The organism is Nocardia sp. XZ_19_385, assembly GCF_015355755.1.
Lineage (GTDB): Bacteria > Actinomycetota > Actinomycetes > Mycobacteriales > Mycobacteriaceae > Nocardia.
Genome location: NZ_JACVEE010000003.1, coordinates 548,678 through 564,881, shown reverse-complemented (window position 1 = coordinate 564,881; position 16,204 = coordinate 548,678). Strand labels below are relative to the sequence as shown.

Below are 16,204 nucleotides of genomic sequence, written 5' to 3'. Positions count from 1 at the left end.
ACAGCTCGTAGCTCACAATTATTGTGGCGCAGCGGGTTTCACCGCGCGTGCTCGACGCAACATGAGAATGCCCATTATCGCCGGCCAGATGGTCGACGCGGCGTTGAAGGCAAGCGCGGCAACGAATCCGGCGCTCGAATGCCAGGCCAAATAGGTGGCGATGCCGCCGACCACCGCGCACGCCCCGGACAATTTCAGGAAGAACCGTTGTGCCGCTTTCTCATTCGGCAACGCAATATCTGCCATGCTCGCCAGTGTCTCGCCGAACAATTCGGCGCGACAGCGTGCTACCACGAACCAGTCCTCCGAAGATGTACTGCTAGCGCCGGACGGGCAACGGAGCCTGGACAATTCGGGTGAGGTCCACCGCTTCGTCGGCCCAATCGGCGCTCGGGAGCACGGCACCGGTCGCGATCAGCTCCCGGGCAGCTCTGATGTCCCTGGGCCGCCCGACGGTGATCGCGCCGACAAGCGCACCGCCGGATAGAGCCAGGACGGTGAAGTTTCGTGACTCGATCGCGCCCCGGACCACCAGTTCCTCGCGCGACTGCATCCAACCGGCGAATTGCAGACTCACGCCATACTGAGTTGTCCATCCCCACGGAAGCTCCAGCTCGGTAACGGGTTGCCCCAGCATGGATTTCGCGGCGGCAGCGCCCTGCGCCAAGGCACTGTTCCAGTGCTCGCTGCGCTCGTGGCGGCCACGGTGGGCGGTGAAGCGGCGGGCCACGTCGCCGGCAGCGAAGACTCCCGCAGCGGAGGTGCGGTACCACTCGTCGACGAGAATGCCTGCGTCGACGGCGATTCCAGCCGTGCGGGCGAGCGCGGTGTCGGGTTCCGCGCCGATAGCGACGAGGGCGGACGAACCTGTCCAGGTGCGGCCGTCGGTGGCGGTCGCGACAACGCCGCGGGTATCGATCTGCTCTATCCCGGTCAGGCGAACATTGCTGTCGATGCGCACCCCATGTTCGGCGTGCAAGTACTGAACCAGCTCCGAGACCTCCTGCGGCACAACCCGATCGAGCGGGGCAGCACCCGCATGCAGGATGTGCACCTCCGCACCGAGACCACGCGCGGTGGCGGCCACCTCGAGGCCTACCAGTCCGCCGCCGACAATCAGCAGCGGCCCGCTGTCGATCGCCGCCCGCAGCGCCGCGATGTCGCCGACGCCGCGCAAAGTACGAACCCTGACCGGCGGATGTTGTTCCAGCCGTCGCGCCCGCGCCCCGGTGGCCAGCAGCAGGCTGTCGTAGCCGAGCGCCTCACCGCTGCTCAGCCACACCCGGCCGTGGTCGGTGTCGATATCGGTGACGGTGGTTGCCACCCGCAGCTCGATACCGTTTCCGGCCCAATACGTTTCGGGTTCGAGGAGGCAGCGGCCGACATCGCGGGTCCCGGCGAGTAGATCCTTGGACACCATCGGGCGCCGGTACGGCGCATGGGATTCCGCGCCGACGAGCACGATGCGGCCGGAATAACCCGCGTCGCGCAGGGTCCGGGCCGCGGTCGCACCGGCCACGCCCGCGCCCGCGATCACGATCTGTCCCGTCATGTGCGACTGACCTCGACCATCTCGAAATCGGTCTTCGCCGCACCGCAGTCCGGGCACGACCAGTCCTCGGGAATTTCGTCCCAGCGGGTGCCGGGTGCGATGCCGTCCTCCGGCCAGCCCAGCGCCTCGTCGTATTCGAAACCGCATTGCAGGCAACGGAACAGCTTGTAGTCGATATTCATCGGATCTTCCCTTCGGAGGTGAAGTCGACCTTTTCCCGGACGCCGCAGTCGGGGCAGCACCAGTCGTCGGGCACCGCCGACCACGAGGTGCCGGCCGGAAATCCCTCGCGGGGCGCGCCGGCGGTTTCGTCGTAGACGTAGTCGCAGACCGGGCAGCGGTAGGCGGCCATCACCGCGCCCCGTACTGCGCGAGCAGGCGCTGCCGCTTGCCGGGCTGCAGGTTCACGCGGGTGATGTCGCCGTCGTAATGGTCGAGCACACGGTGATCCATGACCCGGCGCCACAGCGGCGGGAAGTAGGCCAGGCCGATCATGCTGGCGTAACCACTGGGCAGGTTCGGTGCGCCGTCCATGCTGCGCAGGGTCTGATAGCGGCGGGTGGGATTGGCGTGATGGTCGCTGTGCCGCTGCAGGTGGTACAGGAAGATGTTGGTCACGATGTGGTCGGAGTTCCAGCTGTGCACCGGAGTGCAGCGCTCGTAGCGCCCGGATGCGGTGCGCTGCCGCAGCAACCCGTAGTGCTCCAGATAGTTCACCGTCTCGAGCAGGGTGAAACCGTAGACGGCCTGCACGAGCAGATACGGCAGGATCGACGGCCCGAACACCGCGGTCAGGCCGCCCCACAGCACCAGCGTCATCAGCCAGGCGTTGAGGACGTCGTTGTGTAATGTCCACGGGCTCTTGTCCATACGCCGCAACCGGGTGGTCTCCAGTTCCCACGAGGAGCGCAGGCTGCCCCACACGCTGCGCGGCAGGAAGCTCCAGAAGGTTTCGCCGAAGCGGGCGCTGGCGGGGTCCTCGGGCGTGGCCACTCGCACATGATGGCCGCGGTTGTGCTCGATATAGAAGTGGCCGTAAGCGGTTTGGGCCAGCGTGATCTTCGACAGCCAGCGTTCGAGCTGGTCCTTCTTGTGTCCCAGTTCGTGCGCGGTGTTGATGCCCACGCCGCCCATCGCGCCGATGCTGAACGCCAAACCGATCTTGGAGACCACGCCCAGGCCGCCGTCGATGCCCAGCCATGCCAGGTCCAAGGCGGTCCACAGGTAGCAGGCGACGACCATGCTCAGCAGTTGCAACGGGATGTAGACGTAGGTGCAGTAGCGGTAGTACTTGTCGTTCTCGAGTCGCTCCATCACCTCCTCCGGCGGGTTCTGCCCGTCCGGGCCGAAGAACAGGTCCAGGGTCGGGAGCAGAACGTAGATCAGGATCGGGCCGATCCACCACCAGACGGGCGCGACCGCCTGCCAGCCGAGCTTGTTGCAGCCCCAGACCAGTGCGACCGCGACGCCCAGCGAGGTCGGCGCCACCAATCCGAGCAGCCACAGGTATCGCTTGCGGTCCCGCCAGTGGTCGGGCGCGGCTACCGGGTGTCCCGATTCGCCGATTCGAGAAGTCATATCCCACTCCGTTTACACATTCGAGCAATGTGTATTCAGTAGATACAACTTGCCTACTGTTGTCAACGACGGAGTCACATGGCCAGCTGATGTACGATGACCTTCGTGGCTGAAGCCCCGAACTTTCAGACCGAGATGCGCCTGCTGCTGCGCGAACGCATGCTCGATGCCGCCCGCGACGTGGTGTGCACCGAGGGCTGGGGCGCGGTGAACATGTCCCGCATCGCCAAGGACGTCGGGATCAGCCGGCCGGTGCTCTACAAGGAGATCGGCACCAAACAGGCCCTGGCCGACGCGCTCATCGAGCGCGAGCTCGGCGCCTTCCTGCGGGGCATCGCCGACACCCTCGCCGCGCATCCCGACCCCATCACCGGCATGACCCGCGCCGCCGAGTACACCCTGCGCACCGGTGCGGACAACACTCTGCTCAAAGCGGTGCTGTCCGGTCGCGACAGCAGCGACACCACCCTGCTGCCCGCACTGATCACCGAACCCGAACCGGTCCTCGGCCGCGCGCTCGCGGCGTTGCTGCCCGCGATGCGCGAACGCTACGAACTCGCGACCATCTCGGATGCGGATCTGGAATCGCTGATTGAGATCCTCGTACGCCTCACTCTGAGCCACCTCTTCCAGCCGCTCGGCCCGCTCGACCGCACGGTCGCCCAGATCGAACTGGTGATCACCCGCGTCTTCACCGCACTGATCGAGGCGGCGTCCTAGAAGCCAGCTCCACGCAGTGAGCGATCTAGCCATGAGTGATGCCCAAGCCGTCCCGCATGAAAACGACCGGGAACAACGGCATCCGGTGCACACGAACTTCGTGACAACCTCAGGCAAGTGCCGCAGTGACCAGACGGCGGCACCGGCAGCGATAGCGGGAAATGCATGCGCGACGAGGGCCTCGTCGGCGAGCAACAAGATCATCAGGCACTGGTGGCGGCCTTACTCGCACAATGCCGCCACCAAGTCCTGATGATCATGATCGCCGCAGGGCGAAGCCAGGATTGCGTCGAGTCCGTTTCACCCTGAGCAGAAGTTGTTCCGCACGGCGCGACCGTGCTCCTACCATCCGAGCATGGAACCGATTACCGGCACCGCCGCAGGCGTCCCCTTTACCGCGCTGCCACCGGAGGGGGTCGAGGGCTCCGCTCCGCTGCTGGTGGCGTGGCACATGCTCGATGCGCCGCGGTCGGACGCGGCGTTCGCTGCCGCGCTGCCGATGGCTGGAATCCCGGCTTGGCGGGTGTATTTGGGGATGCCGTTCTGCGGGGCGCGGATGGTGGACGGGCGGATGGATGCCGGACTCGAGCTCGTGCAGCGGGATCCGTTGCGGGCCTACACCGATCGGATGATCAGTGGGGCGGCTGACGAGTTCCCGGCGGCGTTGGCGGCGCTGCGGGATCAGTTGCCCGTCGAGGACGGGCCGATCAGCATCGTCGGCGGGTCGCTCGGTGGCGGGGTCGCGTTGCTGACGCTGGCGCGGGGCGAGGTTGCGGTGCGGGCGGCGGCGCTGGTGAATCCGGCGGTCCGGGCGCGCTCGGTGGTGGGCCTCCTCGAGGAGTTCACCAGACAGCCCTATTCCTGGGACGAGGATGCGAACGCCGTCGCCGACCGCCTCGACTTCGTCGCACGGGCCGCGGAAATCGGCGACCGCGCAAAAGTTTTGGTGGTCAGCGGAAAGCTGGACTTCCCGCAGTTCCGTGCTGACGCCGACGAGTTGGTCGCGGCTCTGCGCACGCACGGCGCCGACGCCGCCGTCACCACCGTGCCCGAGCTGGCACACCCCCTGGCCGAGGAGCCCGGGATCGAACCCGCACCCCAGCTGCCGATCGCCAAGATCGTGGACGACATCCTGACCTCGTGGTTCACCCGATAGCGGTCACTGACGACGCCCTGACGTCGTGGGTTCATCCGATAGCGGTCACGGTCACTGCGGCCGACTTCCCCGCGCACTGAGCGCGCGGATCGGACCGATCAGCGATCGATAGACCGGCCGTACCACGCGGCCGGGCAGATGACGGTGGCGTTCTTCCTCCCAGACCCTTGCCCGCGGGTGTGACGCGAGGGGCGACCAGCGGTCTTGGATCGGCGGCTCGGAGGTGTGGAATTCGATGCGGCACAGGTGTTTTGTGTTGATGAAGCCGTATTGACTGGGGCTGACCAGCCGCACCGGGGCACCGTGGTCGCTGTCGAGTGGCTGCCCGTTGAGGCGGTCGGCGATGAGCACGTCGTCGGCGAGGGCGTCCTCGAGCACCACGATCGACTGGAAGCCGTCGAGACCTTCGAAGATCACGTGACTGGCGGGCTTGTCGAGCAGTGGTTCGACCTGTGTGCGATAGAAGGCCGCGAAGGAGGTGCCTTCCCACAGCAGATCGGTCGCCGACCAGCCTGCGACGCAATGGAAGTCGGCTCGCAGTTCCTGCCGGGGCAGCTTCGCGAGGTCGGCCACCGACAGTGTGATCGTTTGGGTCAACGCTCCGCCGACCTCGATGACCGGGTCGACGGGGACGGCCGGCGGCGGGTGATGCAGATGTGTGCCGAAGCGCGGGAATCCTTCGACAGCGCGTTGGCCTGGGGGAAGTGTCATGTCGATCCTCCTCTTATACGGTACCGTATAAGAGGGACCTTACTCCCGAGCCGGAGGGTCCGACAGCAGTCGAGAGGTGATGTGGCGCAGAACATTCTGTGGGGAATGTCAGCCGCCCCGGCTGGGGTGCACGTGCGCGCGCGTCCCGTGCAATCCGAAGAGGATGAGTAACTCGACCGCTCCGCCGTCGGCGCTACCCAGCCAATGCGGCAACGACGTGTCGAATTCGGCGGCCTCGCCCGCCGACAAGGTCAGGTCCCGATCGCCGACCATCAGCCGCAGGCGGCCATTGAGGACATACAACCATTCGAAACCCTCGTGCGTCTGCGGTGTGGGCTCCAAAGGTTCCGGACGTGCCGGGATGATCATCTTGAAAGCCTGCGTCCCGCCGGGCCGCCGGGACAACGGAATGAAGATCATCCCGTAGCGCTGGATCGGTTTCAGGTGAATCCGCGGGTCGCCGGTGCGCGGGGCGCCGACCAGGTCGTCCAGCGGGACGTTGTAGGTACGAGCCAGCGGCAACAGCAGTTCCAGGCTGGCCCGGCGCTGCCCGCTCTCCAGCCGCGACAGGGTGCTTTCCGATACCCCGGTCGTCGCCGCGAGGTCGGCGAGGGTGATGCCGCGGTCGCGGCGCAGCGCGCGCAGCCGGGGTCCGACCGAGTCGAGCACGTTCTCCGTATCGGGGTCCATAACCCCCATCTTGCCGGAACCGCAATTTTTCGTGCCAGATCGTGCCGTGTCCCGCAAGACTTGGGAGCATCCCGACAGAAGGAGCCTCGATGAGTACCACCGATGCGGTCGCATTCTGGGACGGTGTCTATGCGAACCGACCGGCGTCGACCGATCCACTGCCGAATTACCTTCTCGCCGAGACGATTACAGGTCCGCCCGGTGCCGCATTGGATCTCGGATGCGGCAACGGCGGGGACGCGCTGTGGCTCGCCCGGCAGGGCTGGCGCGTCACCGCGGTCGACATCTCGGCCGTGGCGGTCGAGCGGCTGACCGAACTCGCCCGCGCCCACGGCCTGGGTGACCGGATCGCCGCCGAGCAACACGACCTGCGCGACGCGTTCCCCTCGGGCGAGTTCGACCTCGTCTCGGTCCACTACCTCCACACCCCCTTCGACCTGGACCGCTCCATAGTCCTGCGCGCGGCCGCGCACGCACTGCGCCCGGGTGGCCTGCTACTGGTCGTCGACCACGGATCGACCGCGCCGTGGTCGTGGAACCAGGACCCCGATGTCCGATTCCCGACCCCGCATGAGGTCGCCGCGGATATCGAACTGGACCCGTCGACCTGGACTGTGGAGCGAGCCGGCACCCCCAAACGGATCGCGACCGGACCGGACGGACGCACCGCCGAGGTCACCGACCACCTGCTGCTCATCCGCCGCACCGCCTGAGGAGACCACCATGCCCACCGCCGCCCGCCGCCGCGACACCCCGCCACCGAGCACCGGAAGCAGCGAAATCGAAGTCCTGCGCGGCTTTCTCGACTACCTGCGAACCTCGATCGCCGCAAAAGTCGACGGCGCCCCCGAACCGCAGGTCCGAACGGCCGCGGTCCCGTCGGGCACCAACCTGCTCGGCCTGCTCGAACACCTCACCAACGTCGAACGCTCAATGTTCCTCGGGGACAAGGTCACCGACTGGCAAGCGACGTTCCACGCCGCACCTGCCGACACCGTCGCCGACGTCGTCGCGCACTACCGATCCACAGTAGATCGCGCCAACAAGGTTCTCGACGAATGCACCGACCTCTCCGCACCACTCCCCCATCCGGATCGCCGCGCCCCCACCGTCCGCTGGGCCCTCACCCACATGATCGAGGAAACCGGCCGCCACGCCGGCCACGCCGACATCCTCCGCGAACTGATCGACGGCGCGACCGGTCGCTAGGCCCCGCCTTGCGCGAGAGACAAACTGTTCCCATCCGGATCGAGCACCTCGACGTGCCGCACCCGTTGCCGTACGTCTCCACCGGCTCGTAGAAGATCAGTTTTGGCAGACCGGCCACGCGGCGGCTGGGTCGCAGTGGCCGGGGCAGGCAAGGATGTAGTCCTGATTACCTAGGAAGAGACCGTCGTCGATGCCGGCGCAGTCGACCGACTCGTCGGGGTCCGGGTCGGCGTAGTCGGCGAACGGGAAATCCTCGTAGACCTGACACAGGAAGACCATGTCCTCGCCGCACGCGCAGCGATAGTGCTCGGGCGCCTGAACCCAGCGCGGCGTGCCACCGACCTTGAAGTCGTTGAGCGGTCCTTCGAAGCCGGGTTCGGTGACCCGATCCTCCGCGGCGTACAGCTCCAGGCGGCGCGGTTCGAAATGCGGGTCGGCCGTCTCGCGGGGCATTCCGTTGCGCTGCAGCAGGATCCGCCAGAATACCGAGTCGGCCCCCGGTGGGTTGTCCCAATAGTTTTCGGGCAGTTGAGGTTCGGTGCTATGTCCCCCCGTGTCGCCCTCTGCAGGGCAGTGGAACACCAGCAGTTGATCACCACCGAAGTGCGGAACCTCGGCGGGCACTTCGAGCTGGAAGTACAGCGCCAGTCGGGTTCCGCACGCACACGTGGGCCACGCCTGTCCGGCGTCCAGCACCGGCCAACCCCCGATGGTGTTCCGATCGCCGAATTCGCCCGGTTCCGAATCGATATCAACATCGACCACGAAAGTGTCAGCAACTCTGGAACCCACAAGAACCTCCCCGAAAGATTGAACTAGCACACTTTTCCAATCGCCCCGGCCGGGCGCAAATCGGCTGGGAATGCACCTGGTCGCGCCGGTTGACCAGTTCAGGGTGCGGCCCTCGTTTTGCGAACGGCCATTGTGAGCGCCCGATTCTCGATCGACGCCAGCTGCCCGTGCGGCCCCTGCCCTGTCCAGGCATGATGGCGAAGTGACCTTGACGCTCATTGCCGCGGTGGCTCGGAACGGCGTTATCGGCAGGGGTGGGGATCTGGCTTGGCGAGATCGGGATGATCTGCAGCGCGTCAAGCGGATGACGCTCGGGAAGACGCTGATCATGGGGCGTCGCACCTTCGACTCGATCGGGCGGCCGTTGCCTGGTCGGCGCACCATAGTGGTTACGCGCCAAGGTGGTTGGGCGTCGGACGGTGTCACCGTCGTCGGTTCGATCGATGAAGCATTGGCGGCGGCCGGAGAAGGTGAGGCGATCTGCTTCGGCGGTGGCGAGATCTACGCCCAGCTCATCGCCGCCGCCGACCGCTTGGAAATCACCGAAATCGAGTCCGCACTCGACGGCGACGTCCGATTCCCCACCCTCGATCCAGCCTCCTGGCGCGAAACCCAACGCCTCCAACGCGACGGCTACAGCTGGGTCACCTACCTCCCAGCCTGAACCCAGCGGCACACCATGGAGGCGCTACTCGGCGTTTGCCTCAGCTATGTGCCACTCGCTGGGTTGCCACCGGCGACGACGTGCGGCGGCGCGGCTCCAGCACTGTCGCGACGAGGTAACCGCCGCCGCCGATCAGGGCCAGCGCCCAGTAGAGGTTCGCTCCGTCCAGGAACAGGGCGGCCGAAGACAGTACGGCCAGCCAGGCTCCCAGGGCGTATTGCAGGGTGTCGCGGTAGGCGAGTCCGCCTGCGAGATAGATCATTCCGACGACGAGACCAGCCCCGCTCGGCCACAGCAGTGTCTGCACTTCGGGCTCGTCCAGCGCGGTGCTCAGGGCTTGGATGAGAACAGACAGCGCACCGAAGCCGACCAGCCATGCGACGGCCAGCAACTTGCCGGCGACAGCCTCACGGCCGTGGGCACCACGCTGTGCCCGGACGGCCCCGACGCCGGTGATGATCAGAGCGATCAGTAGTCCGCCGAACAGCAGGATCGCCGCTACCGCGGACGGCACCGGCGGATCGGCGCCGTAGGTGAGCGCGAACGCGCCGTATCCGAGCAGCCAGGCGAGGCCGAAGCTCAGGTACGAGGGACGGTTGTTCTGGGTCATGGGTCCTCCTGTGGGTCAAAACAAGTAGAACCCCGGGCCCACCTCCCCTTCCATGAGCGAGGCTCTCGGACCCATGTCCCAGCGTCTACTGCGCGTCCACGGCCAGCATGCCGAACCGGCTGACATTCGCGTGATTGTTCCCATCCTCGCTGGTTATCACGACCTCGGTCGGATTCGTCAACGCGATGCAACAGTAATTCTCACCGTCCGGCTGCACACTGACGGACAGCAATCGGCGGCCATTCGCCTCCTGCCACTGTTCCATACTGTCGTACAGACCGCGCATAGACGGATTTTCGAAGTAGATGAGATTGCGCTTGTTCATTTCGGACATGAGGCCGGTCTCCGTTCGTCTCGTGGGTAGTCCGAAATGCCCCGTCCAGGCCACTGTAAACCGTTGCGAACCATGCTCGGACACAACGTGTTTCGATGGCCCGTTCCGGCATGATGGAGTTGCGGGGTGGACCGGCAGCGTTTCGGCACCAATGGGAAATCATGGTTTCCCGCACGGGCCGCGGATGCTTGGTCGAATATGTTTGTGCGCGTTGGTTTTCGAAACGGCTTACCTCGAGCGCGCAGGCGACGGGTTCGTCCGGGCTGGGGGAACCACCGCAAGGAGGTTGATGGGGCGATGATCGAGAAACTGCGTGCTCTACGCACCGAGCGGGGGGCACGGCTGTGAATCCGGATCTGTTCAAACAGGAATTGCACGCGCTGGTTACCGAGGCGACAACGGTCGGCGGTGTGCAGCAGGGGCGTCTGGCCGAGGCAGCGCGGGTCGGCCCGGAGGTGCTGACCCGCGCGATCACCCCTGGCTTCGCCATGCCGACGGCGGCAGCGACCCGCGCTATCGTGCGGGCGTGCCTCGCCATCACCAGTCCGGGGTTGACCGGTGAGCAACTGGACGCCGCGCTGGCCGAGTGGGAGGAGAAACGCCGGGACGCCGCAGGCGAGATCCCACCCGCTCAGCAACCGGCCGACCCCGCGCCGCACGACCCGAATCCGCCGCAACGGCCTGCGATCTGGGATCGGGTGCGCCGCCGCCCGCTCCTGGCAGCCGCTGCGGTCGCAGCCCTCGTGGTGGTGGTCGCGGTGCCCGCGAAACTTTGGCTACTGTCGTCGGACCCGGAACCGTGCGCCGCAGCTGGTTTGACCCTGCAAGACGACGAGTGCATCGGCGTCACCGACGGCGCCTTCACCGGTTTCGACGAGGCCTCCCAGCCGGTGGTCGACCAGATCGCCCGTCAAAACGCCGAGGTCGGCGAAAACTACGTCACCGTCGCGGTATTCGGCCCGCTGTCGCAGCCGCCCGCCCCCGATGGCCCCGGCTCGCGCCCAGGCCAGCTCGACAGCGAGCAGGCCAAACAGATGCTCATCGGCGCCGCGACCGCACAAGCGCGCATCAACGCCACCCGGGTGATCGGCGACCCGCAACCGCGAATTCGCTTGCTGCTGGCCAATCCCGGCAGTTATCAGACCCGCTGGTCCGAACCGGTGCAGCAGTTGATCGACACCCGCGACGATTCCGACCAGCGCCGCCGCGTCGTCGCCGTGGTGGCGTTGGGCACCAGTGTCATCTCCACCCGCGAGGCCGCCAAGAAACTGTCCGAGGCCAAGATTCCGATCATCGGCGCGATCACCACCGCCGACGACCTGAACTACACCAACATCCCCGGCATGCTGCGCGCCACCCCGACCACCAGCGACTACGTCGCCGCCATCGCCAAACACCTGACCGCGCACCCACCGTCCGGCCCGGCAATGGTGGTGTGGGATCAGAACTCCGAAGACCGCGGCGATCTCTACACCGGCGCCCTGCAGAAGGCCTTCCACGACCAACTCGGCGGCTGGATCGGCGATCTGCCCGATCAGGCGTTCGTCGGCGCCACGCTGCCCGGCGACACCTGGCCGCAGATTTTCGACGCCGTCACCATCAACATCTGCCAGTCCGGGGCCGCGATCATCCTCTACGCGGGTCGCGTCACCGATCTCCCGGTGTTCCTGGAATCGCTCAAAGCCCGGCGCGTCTGCCGCGACCGGCCGTTGACGATCATGACCGGGGTCGCGGCGCTCACGGTCATCGACCGCGGTGACCACGAGGAACTCCGTAAAGCCGGGCTGTCCATCGTCTATGCGGGAGTGACGGACCCGCACACCTGGCCACACGGCCAAGGCAGCCCGCCCGAGGGCTGGCAACCCTACGCGGAGGCCCTGACCGCCGGCGGGTACCGCGTCACCGACGCCGACGCCTACACCTGCCTGACCCACGACGCGCTGCTCACCGCCACCCGCGCGATCCGGCTGGCCTCACCCAACCGTGTCCCCCAGGCCACCGACGTGATCAGTCAGCTGCGAAACATCAACGGCGCCTACACCATCCCCGGTTGCAGCGGCACCCTGTCATTCACCACCACGAGCAACGGAGCACCCCTGGGCACACCGATCCAAATCGTCACCATCCCCCGATAGGCGGTCGAGCGATGTTCGGGTGGGAGCGCGCGCGACCGGCTCCAGGGCAGACGCGAATCGGCAAGAGCAACAGAGCGATTCGCCGCTGGGCGGAGCGGTTCGGCTTGCTACCGGCGATCCTGAGCGCGCTCGTGGCCGGGATATTCATCGCCTACGTCGCCTATCAGGTCGTGTCCCGCTACACCCCGACCAGCCAGGCGGCGGCCGCGCCGATCGACATCACCAAGGTCGCGCTGACCATCGTCGCCGGGGTGGGCGGTGTCGTCGCCCTGGTGATCGCCTACCGCCGCCAGCGGGACGCCGAGCAGAGCCGCTTCGTCGAACGTTTCGGCGCCGCCGCCGCCCAGCTCGGCGCGACCGATGCCGCGGTACGCATCGCCGGGGTGTACGCGATGGCCGGCACCGCCGACGAGGCCGACGGGTTACGCAGGCAACAGTGCATCGACGTGCTCTGCGGCTATCTCCGCCTGCCCTACAGCCCGGAACTCGGCGGCAACCACCAGACCAAACATGTGCAGAAACGCACGACCGGCGGCGACACCGGCGAGGACGAGGACCACTTCGAGTACCGGCAGAACGACCGGGAGGTCCGCGCGACCATCATCCGCGTGATCGCCGACCACCTCCGCGCGGAAGCCGAATACAGTTGGTCGGCAAGCCAGTTCGACTTCCGGACCGCCTACCTCGAAGACGTCAACCTCAGCCGTGCCATCTTCGCCGGCGCCGCCCGCTTCGACGAGGCGACCTTCAGCGGCGACGCCTGGTTCGACAAGGCACAGTTCACCGGCACCGCCGGTTTCGACAACGCCACCTTCGCCGGCACCGCCTGGTTCGGCGAGGTGGCCTTCCGCGGTGACGCCGCCTTCAACAAGTCCGTGTTCAGCGGTATCGCAGGCTTCGACAAAGCCACCTTCGGCGGCACCGCCTGGTTCGGTGCGGCGACCTTCGGCGGCGACGCCGGATTCGGCGCAGCGACCTTCAGCGGCAACGCCAGGTTCGGCGGCACGACCTTCCGCGGCGACGCCGGATTCGGTGGGGCGACCATCAGCGGCGACACCTGGTTCGACAACGCGACTTTCGGCGGCGACGCCGGATTCGGTGGGGCCACCTTCGGCGGCGCCGCCAGGTTCGACGATGCGACTTTCGGCGGCGACGCCGGATTCGGCGGAGCGACCTTCGGCGGCGCCGCCAGGTTCGGCGAGGCAACCTTCAGCGGCGACGCCTGGTTCAACACGGCTACCTTCAAAGGGGCAGCCGTGTTCGCACGATTCGCGTTCGCGGGGAGAACCAGTTTCATGGCTGCCGACTTCGGCTCGGAGCCAATCGTTTTCACACAACCGCGGCAGTGGGGGCCACCGCCGCCGGAGTTCGACTGGGGAAACGATGGCGTCGGGAAGCCCGCCAATGTCGAACCGCGAGTCTGGCCGCCCGTTGTGTCAGCGCCCTGAAACCTTCGGTCAGCTGCACTTGGGACGGCTCGGCCACCAGCTGCCCACGTTGGAGCGGGAGGTCCAGCCTCGATTACCTGAGCTGGTCTGGAGATAAACCCAGGAGTTGCCCTGATCGTTGTCCAAATGGCAGATGACTCTGATCGGCGCACCTTCCACCACCGTGGCTCCCGGAATCTTGCCGCAACTGGTGGAATTGCCGTTGTACAGGTTGTAGCTGCCGTAGGGGCCATCCATCACCGAATCGGAGAAACCCCAATTGCCGGGGTTCCAGCTACACGCTGTCCCCGCATTCGCGGCCGGCGCACCGAGCACGACCGACAGGCCGGTCGACCCGACTGCGACCGCAGTCGCCAGCAAAACGTTGACCTTCATGAAGAAGCTCCTTCCGTACCAATCCCAAAGCAAGTATCCGCTTGGTGAAGGGAAGATTATGCTGTAGCACAGGATTGGGCAATACCTTGGAACTTGGCTTCGGTAGCGGCGGACAGTCGAGGACAGGCGGGCCAAGACCGATAAGTGCGCACAGTCCATGCCCCGGGAACTGCGGGCGGGAAAACCGGGGTCTACAGGCAAGTAATGCCACGGCATAGCGTGATCGGAGCTGCCCGGGGCGATCGCGGCAGCCGGTCGAACTGCTAGAGCTGAAGGATTTTTGATGAACCGATCATTTGCCACTGCCGTCCTTGCCGGCGCCCTGATGCTGGCGCCGCTGGTTCCCGCGCACGCCGACGTCACCGCGCCGCGCGAAACCGCCACACCGGCGGCAACTGCGACGCCGGTGTGCGGCGGCGGCCTCCCCAGCCAGCCGGGCGAGTGCGATCACGTAAATCCCGTGAAGATACTTTTGAGCCTGCTGACTTCGGGTTCGTCCAGCCTCTCCGCCCGGTGAGACGCACTCATGCGCGACCCGCGCGAGCGTGAGGGCTGCGGCGCAACGGCTTCCGATCGCGTCGAGATCCTGCTGACCGCCCGGCCCAGTCAATCGGGATGTCGTCGAATGCTGCATAGCCGTCGTAGATGTTGGCGAACTTGACGAGGTCCCAGTCCCCGGCGGCACGGGATGGTGCCCTTTCCCCAAGAGAGCGCCGGTGTCATACGAATTCGTATGATACCGGCGCTTTTTCGCACTCCAAGCCGCGAATCAGACCAGTTCGAAGTCGGGGGTTCGAACGGCAGCGGGGGTGTGCGTGGAGGCCGTGGCGTGATGGCGAAGCTGGGCAGCGGCAAAGAGCGAGATCCAGCCCCACGCCAGGAAGGAGACCGTGGCGAACGTGATGCTCACAACGCTGGGGAGGGCGGCGGGCAGAACCATGAAGGCGGCGGCAATCGCAATACTGGCTGCTGCCATACCCTTTCGTCCGTCGCGAATGAAGCGGCGGGCCAGGATGATGAGCGCGGCCACCAGGGCAAGACCGGAGAGCGTGGCGGCGGCACCGTGCAGGATGCCGTGCCAGCTCAGGCTGTCCGGCTCGCCGACCGGGTAGCCGTTGACCGGGTCGGCGACAAATAGCCCCGCGGCGATCAGCCCGGCGCCGAATGCCGCCACCAGGCGTGGAATCCATACGTGTCCGATGCCCTCGGTCAGGACGCGATTGAGCCCGATCGCGCCGAGGATGAAGAGCACGCCGGTGACGAGGAAGTTCGCGATCTGCAGGAAGCCGAGGCTGCCGAGCGACAACTGGCTGATCATGTGCCGGCTCAGATCGAAACCGTCGCGAGCGACCGCCTGGGGCAGGGCCACGGCGAAGAACAACGGGGTGGCGATAACGCCTGCGGTGAGCAGCTTTTCGGTCTTCATGATCATTCCTCCGGGATGCGACTGTTGCTTCTGGACACTGTCCAGAAAGGAACATACACGACTTCTGGACAATGTCCAGATACACTTCTCACGACCACAGGAGGACCAATGACCGAACCCGCGAGCCGGAAACCCCGGCGCGCCACCTACCGGCACGGCGCGCTCCGGGAAGCGCTCATCGACGCCGGCGTCGCTATGGCCCGCGAAGGCGGCGGCCCTCAGTCGATCGTGCTGCGCGAAGCCGCGCGCCGGGCCGAGGTCGCACCCAACGCCGCATACACCCACTTCAAGGACCGAGAAGCCCTGGTGCAGGCGGTAGCTCGCGTCGCCCTCGCGAAACTGGCGACCGCCATGGCCGCCGAACAGGAGGCGCTACCACCCTCCGGCGACCCAGCCGCCAGCGCCCGAGCCCGCTTCCGCGCCGTCGGATCCGGTTACCTGCGCTTCGCCCGCGCGGAACCCGGCCTGTTCCGCACCGCCTTCGCCACCCAGCGCGACGTCTCCGCGGTCGCGGAACCCGAAAGTGCCGGCCCCACCGGCAGATCCGCAATAGAAATCCTCTCGGACTCCCTCGACGGCCTGGTAGACACCGGCCTCCTCCCCCGCGAACGCCGCCCCGGCGCGGAGTTCCTGGCCTGGCCCACGGTCCACGGCCTGGCCTATCTGGCAGTAGACGGACCCCTCCGCTTCCTCGAACCCGAGCAGCTCGACCACCTCACCGACCAACTCCTCACCATGCTGGACCGCGGCGTCTAGGGCTCGACCTCCGACAATGCCGCGCGGCCCATCAGCCGCGCGGCACGC

General features: G+C 66.6%; 21 protein-coding genes. 9 read left to right on the top strand and 12 right to left on the bottom strand.

Going from position 1 to position 16,204, the window contains the following annotated elements:
* Positions 1-18: 18 nt before the first annotated feature.
* The 5 genes from IBX22_RS26245 to IBX22_RS26225 form a co-directional block, all read right to left on the bottom strand.
* Positions 19-246: a hypothetical protein gene (locus IBX22_RS26245; protein WP_194818365.1), complete on the bottom strand. Its 228-nt coding sequence runs from the start codon at positions 244-246 to the stop codon at positions 19-21.
* Between the two features lie 73 nt (positions 247-319).
* Positions 320-1,552: an NAD(P)/FAD-dependent oxidoreductase gene (locus IBX22_RS26240; protein WP_194818364.1), complete on the bottom strand. Its 1,233-nt coding sequence runs from the start codon at positions 1,550-1,552 to the stop codon at positions 320-322.
* Positions 1,549-1,734: a rubredoxin gene (locus IBX22_RS26235; RefSeq protein WP_194818363.1), complete on the bottom strand. Its 186-nt coding sequence runs from the start codon at positions 1,732-1,734 to the stop codon at positions 1,549-1,551. Before IBX22_RS26235 ends, IBX22_RS26240 begins: the two co-directional genes overlap by 4 nt.
* Entirely contained in the window at positions 1,731-1,904 is a 174-nt protein-coding gene (locus IBX22_RS26230) for a rubredoxin (protein ID WP_194818362.1), read from the bottom strand. Before IBX22_RS26230 ends, IBX22_RS26235 begins: the two co-directional genes overlap by 4 nt.
* The gene (locus IBX22_RS26225; protein WP_194818361.1) at positions 1,904-3,130 is read right to left on the bottom strand and encodes an alkane 1-monooxygenase; all 1,227 of its coding nucleotides are present in this window, start codon (positions 3,128-3,130) and stop codon (positions 1,904-1,906) included. The genes IBX22_RS26230 and IBX22_RS26225 overlap by 1 nt, the downstream gene beginning before the upstream one ends.
* A gap of 105 nt (positions 3,131-3,235) precedes the next feature.
* Between IBX22_RS26225 and IBX22_RS26220 the strand changes: the two genes are divergently transcribed.
* Positions 3,236-3,850: a TetR family transcriptional regulator gene (locus tag IBX22_RS26220; RefSeq protein ID WP_309234797.1), complete on the top strand. Its 615-nt coding sequence runs from the start codon at positions 3,236-3,238 to the stop codon at positions 3,848-3,850.
* A gap of 355 nt (positions 3,851-4,205) precedes the next feature.
* On the top strand, positions 4,206-5,006 hold the full coding sequence (locus IBX22_RS26215) for a S9 family peptidase (RefSeq protein WP_194818360.1): 801 nt from the start codon (positions 4,206-4,208) through the stop codon (positions 5,004-5,006).
* Positions 5,007-5,057: 51 nt separating this feature from the next.
* Here the strand turns inward: IBX22_RS26215 and IBX22_RS26210 are convergent, their stop codons facing one another.
* Together IBX22_RS26210 and IBX22_RS26205 are read right to left on the bottom strand one after the other, a co-directional pair.
* Positions 5,058-5,717 (bottom strand): molybdopterin-dependent oxidoreductase, encoded by a 660-nt coding sequence (locus tag IBX22_RS26210; protein WP_194818359.1) that lies wholly within the window; start codon positions 5,715-5,717, stop codon positions 5,058-5,060.
* A 108-nt stretch (positions 5,718-5,825) separates the two neighbouring features.
* A complete protein-coding gene (locus tag IBX22_RS26205) occupies positions 5,826-6,407 on the bottom strand; it encodes a helix-turn-helix domain-containing protein (protein WP_194818358.1) in 582 nt (193 codons plus the stop codon).
* 89 nt (positions 6,408-6,496) lie between these two features.
* Between IBX22_RS26205 and IBX22_RS26200 the strand changes: the two genes are divergently transcribed.
* Positions 6,497-7,120 carry a bifunctional 2-polyprenyl-6-hydroxyphenol methylase/3-demethylubiquinol 3-O-methyltransferase UbiG gene (locus IBX22_RS26200; protein WP_194818357.1) on the top strand — a complete coding sequence of 208 codons (624 nt, stop codon included), beginning with the start codon at positions 6,497-6,499 and terminating at the stop codon, positions 7,118-7,120.
* Between the two features lie 10 nt (positions 7,121-7,130).
* A complete protein-coding gene (locus IBX22_RS26195; protein ID WP_194818356.1) occupies positions 7,131-7,616 on the top strand; it encodes a DinB family protein in 486 nt (161 codons plus the stop codon).
* 96 nt (positions 7,617-7,712) lie between these two features.
* On the opposite strand, the gene IBX22_RS26190 is transcribed toward IBX22_RS26195, so the two are convergent.
* Positions 7,713-8,408 (bottom strand): hypothetical protein, encoded by a 696-nt coding sequence (locus IBX22_RS26190; protein WP_194818355.1) that lies wholly within the window; start codon positions 8,406-8,408, stop codon positions 7,713-7,715.
* Positions 8,409-8,610: 202 nt separating this feature from the next.
* On the opposite strand from IBX22_RS26190, the gene IBX22_RS26185 reads away from it, so the two are divergent.
* Complete coding sequence (locus tag IBX22_RS26185) at positions 8,611-9,072, top strand: dihydrofolate reductase (protein WP_194818354.1); 462 nt, start codon at positions 8,611-8,613, stop codon at positions 9,070-9,072.
* A gap of 40 nt (positions 9,073-9,112) precedes the next feature.
* On the opposite strand, the gene IBX22_RS26180 is transcribed toward IBX22_RS26185, so the two are convergent.
* Entirely contained in the window at positions 9,113-9,682 is a 570-nt protein-coding gene (locus tag IBX22_RS26180; protein ID WP_194818353.1) for an ABC transporter permease, read from the bottom strand.
* 85 nt (positions 9,683-9,767) lie between these two features.
* Complete coding sequence (locus tag IBX22_RS26175; RefSeq protein WP_194818352.1) at positions 9,768-10,016, bottom strand: hypothetical protein; 249 nt, start codon at positions 10,014-10,016, stop codon at positions 9,768-9,770.
* A gap of 344 nt (positions 10,017-10,360) precedes the next feature.
* On the opposite strand from IBX22_RS26175, the gene IBX22_RS26170 reads away from it, so the two are divergent.
* Both IBX22_RS26170 and IBX22_RS26165 read left to right on the top strand, forming a co-directional pair.
* Positions 10,361-12,151 (top strand): ABC transporter substrate-binding protein, encoded by a 1,791-nt coding sequence (locus tag IBX22_RS26170; RefSeq protein WP_194818351.1) that lies wholly within the window; start codon positions 10,361-10,363, stop codon positions 12,149-12,151.
* Between the two features lie 11 nt (positions 12,152-12,162).
* The gene (locus IBX22_RS26165) at positions 12,163-13,599 is read left to right on the top strand and encodes a pentapeptide repeat-containing protein (protein ID WP_194818350.1); all 1,437 of its coding nucleotides are present in this window, start codon (positions 12,163-12,165) and stop codon (positions 13,597-13,599) included.
* A gap of 9 nt (positions 13,600-13,608) precedes the next feature.
* Here the strand turns inward: IBX22_RS26165 and IBX22_RS26160 are convergent, their stop codons facing one another.
* The gene (locus IBX22_RS26160) at positions 13,609-13,974 is read right to left on the bottom strand and encodes an SH3 domain-containing protein (RefSeq protein WP_194818349.1); all 366 of its coding nucleotides are present in this window, start codon (positions 13,972-13,974) and stop codon (positions 13,609-13,611) included.
* Positions 13,975-14,257: 283 nt separating this feature from the next.
* Here IBX22_RS26160 and IBX22_RS26155 point away from each other — a divergent pair, with 283 nt between their 5' ends.
* The gene (locus tag IBX22_RS26155) at positions 14,258-14,491 is read left to right on the top strand and encodes a hypothetical protein (RefSeq protein ID WP_194818348.1); all 234 of its coding nucleotides are present in this window, start codon (positions 14,258-14,260) and stop codon (positions 14,489-14,491) included.
* Between the two features lie 252 nt (positions 14,492-14,743).
* Here the strand turns inward: IBX22_RS26155 and IBX22_RS26150 are convergent, their stop codons facing one another.
* Entirely contained in the window at positions 14,744-15,406 is a 663-nt protein-coding gene (locus tag IBX22_RS26150) for a DUF998 domain-containing protein (protein WP_194818347.1), read from the bottom strand.
* A gap of 102 nt (positions 15,407-15,508) precedes the next feature.
* On the opposite strand from IBX22_RS26150, the gene IBX22_RS26145 reads away from it, so the two are divergent.
* Positions 15,509-16,156, top strand: a complete 648-nt coding sequence (locus tag IBX22_RS26145; RefSeq protein ID WP_194818346.1) for a TetR/AcrR family transcriptional regulator — start codon at positions 15,509-15,511, stop codon at positions 16,154-16,156.
* Positions 16,157-16,204: the final 48 nt, after the last annotated feature.

Excerpts from the sequence above, each read along its gene's own strand:
- IBX22_RS26245 (WP_194818365.1), bottom strand. The coding sequence starts at position 246 with ATGGCAGATATTGCGTTGCCGAATGAGAAAGCGGCACAACGGTTCTTC.
- IBX22_RS26240 (WP_194818364.1), bottom strand. The coding sequence starts at position 1,552 with ATGACGGGACAGATCGTGATCGCGGGCGCGGGCGTGGCCGGTGCGACC.
- IBX22_RS26235 (WP_194818363.1), bottom strand. The coding sequence starts at position 1,734 with ATGAATATCGACTACAAGCTGTTCCGTTGCCTGCAATGCGGTTTCGAA.
- IBX22_RS26230 (WP_194818362.1), bottom strand. The coding sequence starts at position 1,904 with ATGGCCGCCTACCGCTGCCCGGTCTGCGACTACGTCTACGACGAAACC.
- IBX22_RS26225 (WP_194818361.1), bottom strand. The coding sequence starts at position 3,130 with ATGACTTCTCGAATCGGCGAATCGGGACACCCGGTAGCCGCGCCCGAC.
- IBX22_RS26215 (WP_194818360.1), top strand. The coding sequence starts at position 4,206 with ATGGAACCGATTACCGGCACCGCCGCAGGCGTCCCCTTTACCGCGCTG.
- IBX22_RS26210 (WP_194818359.1), bottom strand. The coding sequence starts at position 5,717 with ATGACACTTCCCCCAGGCCAACGCGCTGTCGAAGGATTCCCGCGCTTC.
- IBX22_RS26205 (WP_194818358.1), bottom strand. The coding sequence starts at position 6,407 with ATGGACCCCGATACGGAGAACGTGCTCGACTCGGTCGGACCCCGGCTG.
- IBX22_RS26200 (WP_194818357.1), top strand. The coding sequence starts at position 6,497 with ATGAGTACCACCGATGCGGTCGCATTCTGGGACGGTGTCTATGCGAAC.
- IBX22_RS26195 (WP_194818356.1), top strand. The coding sequence starts at position 7,131 with ATGCCCACCGCCGCCCGCCGCCGCGACACCCCGCCACCGAGCACCGGA.
- IBX22_RS26180 (WP_194818353.1), bottom strand. The coding sequence starts at position 9,682 with ATGACCCAGAACAACCGTCCCTCGTACCTGAGCTTCGGCCTCGCCTGG.
- IBX22_RS26175 (WP_194818352.1), bottom strand. The coding sequence starts at position 10,016 with ATGTCCGAAATGAACAAGCGCAATCTCATCTACTTCGAAAATCCGTCT.
- IBX22_RS26165 (WP_194818350.1), top strand. The coding sequence starts at position 12,163 with ATGTTCGGGTGGGAGCGCGCGCGACCGGCTCCAGGGCAGACGCGAATC.
- IBX22_RS26160 (WP_194818349.1), bottom strand. The coding sequence starts at position 13,974 with ATGAAGGTCAACGTTTTGCTGGCGACTGCGGTCGCAGTCGGGTCGACC.
- IBX22_RS26155 (WP_194818348.1), top strand. The coding sequence starts at position 14,258 with ATGAACCGATCATTTGCCACTGCCGTCCTTGCCGGCGCCCTGATGCTG.
- IBX22_RS26150 (WP_194818347.1), bottom strand. The coding sequence starts at position 15,406 with ATGATCATGAAGACCGAAAAGCTGCTCACCGCAGGCGTTATCGCCACC.
- IBX22_RS26145 (WP_194818346.1), top strand. The coding sequence starts at position 15,509 with ATGACCGAACCCGCGAGCCGGAAACCCCGGCGCGCCACCTACCGGCAC.